Genomic DNA, 1746 nt, shown 5'->3' with positions numbered 1-1746 from the left:
GTCTTTAACACCGGAAGCCTAAAGTTTATCCTAAAAAATAAAAATGACTGATTTCAATCTCATCATTATTTTAGGTGCAACCGCCTCTGGTAAAACCAGGTTGGCCGTTCAGGTAGCCCATGCATTAAATAGTGAAATTATCAGTGCAGATAGCAGGCAGGTTTTTAAGAAAATGGACATCGGAACAGGTAAAGACCTTCAGGAATATAACTTTAACGGCCAAAAAATTCCTTATCATTTAATAGATATCCTTCAGCCTGGAGAGCGATATCATGTAGACGCTTTTAAAAATGATTTCTACCGCGTATTCGAAGATATTTTGAGCAGGGGAAAAGTTCCTGTTTTATGTGGCGGGACTGGTTTATACATTCACAGCTTGTTGCAAAACCAGCGCTATACCGCTGTTCCGGTAAATGAAATGCTTAGGGCTGCATTGGAAAAGGAAACCAAAGAGGAATTAATTAGCAGGCTTCAAAAGTTTGAAAATACAGATTATGTGGATCTTAACTCAAAGAAGCGGTTAATCAGAGCTATTGAAGTCGCTCAATTTTTAAAATTTAATACAATTGAAACTGTTCCAAGATTAGAGATCAAACCGATAATTTTTGGATTAAAAAATGAAGTTGAAATCACCAGGGAAAAAATTTTAACAAGATTGGAGGAGCGGTTGAGTGGCGGAATGATTCAGGAAGTTCAGCATTTACTCGATGAAGGAATTTCTAAAGAAATGCTGGTCTTCTACGGTTTAGAATATAAATTCATTGTTAATTATTTAAGCGGTTTGTTATCGGAAGATGAGTTTAAGCTACGACTTGGGATTGCGATTTGCCAGTATGCAAAACGTCAGAACACTTTCTTTCGTAAGATGGAAAAGGACGGTTTATTGATAAATTGGCTTAATTCTTCGTTAAAGACAAACCTTTTAAAACAACAAATCTTAGATAAAGTTTTGAATAAAAATTAATTTATTGTAATGTCCAGATAATAATAAGTTTGTGTTGTACGCTTAAACAAAATAGCTCTTTTGGCACAGGTTTTGTAATTGTCGAGATATATTAGTTTAACTCAAAATTATTATCTTATAATGAAAACTCTTACTAAAATTATTGCTACCTCAGCAGCTGTTGTAGCTTTATTCTTTTCAACAAACGTTAATGCACAATCGAAAAATTTAGGAATAGGATTAAATGTAGGTATTCCAACAAGTGATGCGTATAGTTTAGCAATTGGTGGTGATCTTCGCTATCAGTTCAATGTTGATAAACAACTTTCAATTCCTGTAACAGCTGGCTATACAAGTTTTTCTGTTAAAGATGAGTTTGGCGGCGGTAGCTTCGGTTACATTCCTGCTAAAGTTGGTGCTAAATATTTCTTTAATGAATCTGGTTCAGGAATTTATGGTTTGGCAGAACTAGGTGCCGGCTTCGGTACAAATAAAGGAAGCGGAACATCATTTGTGTATTCACCAGCAATTGGTTACGCTTGGGATAGTGGTTTAGACCTAGGTGTTAAGTATGAAGGTTTAGCTCAGAATGGTACATCAACCGGTTATGTAGGTTTGCGCTTAGCTTACGGCTTTAGCCTTTAATCCTTCAGGTAAATAATTCAAAAAAGCCTCAACGAAAGTTGAGGCTTTTTTTTATTAATAAAAATTTCTGAAAAAAAATGAAAATTAAAAAAATCTGTTCACCAGATATTATCGTATGTATATGCAAACCCTTTTATTAACTTAAATATATCTAACAT

At 34.5% G+C, this 1746-nt stretch carries 2 protein-coding genes; both read left to right on the top strand.

Annotated elements, in window-relative coordinates:
- Nucleotides 1-43: 43 nt before the first annotated feature.
- Nucleotides 44-964, top strand: coding sequence for a tRNA (adenosine(37)-N6)-dimethylallyltransferase MiaA (gene miaA / locus ON09_RS23600; RefSeq protein ID WP_010603536.1), 921 nt, complete (start codon nt 44-46; stop codon nt 962-964).
- 120 nt (nt 965-1084) lie between these two features.
- Nucleotides 1085-1588 carry a hypothetical protein gene (locus ON09_RS23595; protein ID WP_010603535.1) on the top strand — a complete coding sequence of 168 codons (504 nt, stop codon included), beginning with the start codon at nt 1085-1087 and terminating at the stop codon, nt 1586-1588.
- Nucleotides 1589-1746: the final 158 nt, after the last annotated feature.

It is taken from the genome of Pedobacter agri PB92, from assembly GCF_000258495.1.
GTDB lineage: Bacteria > Bacteroidota > Bacteroidia > Sphingobacteriales > Sphingobacteriaceae > Pedobacter > Pedobacter agri.
This window is presented reverse-complemented; position numbering and strand designations above follow the sequence as displayed.

Excerpts from the sequence above, each read along its gene's own strand:
- ON09_RS23595 (WP_010603535.1), top strand. The coding sequence starts at position 1,085 with ATGAAAACTCTTACTAAAATTATTGCTACCTCAGCAGCTGTTGTAGCT.
- miaA (WP_010603536.1), top strand. The coding sequence starts at position 44 with ATGACTGATTTCAATCTCATCATTATTTTAGGTGCAACCGCCTCTGGT.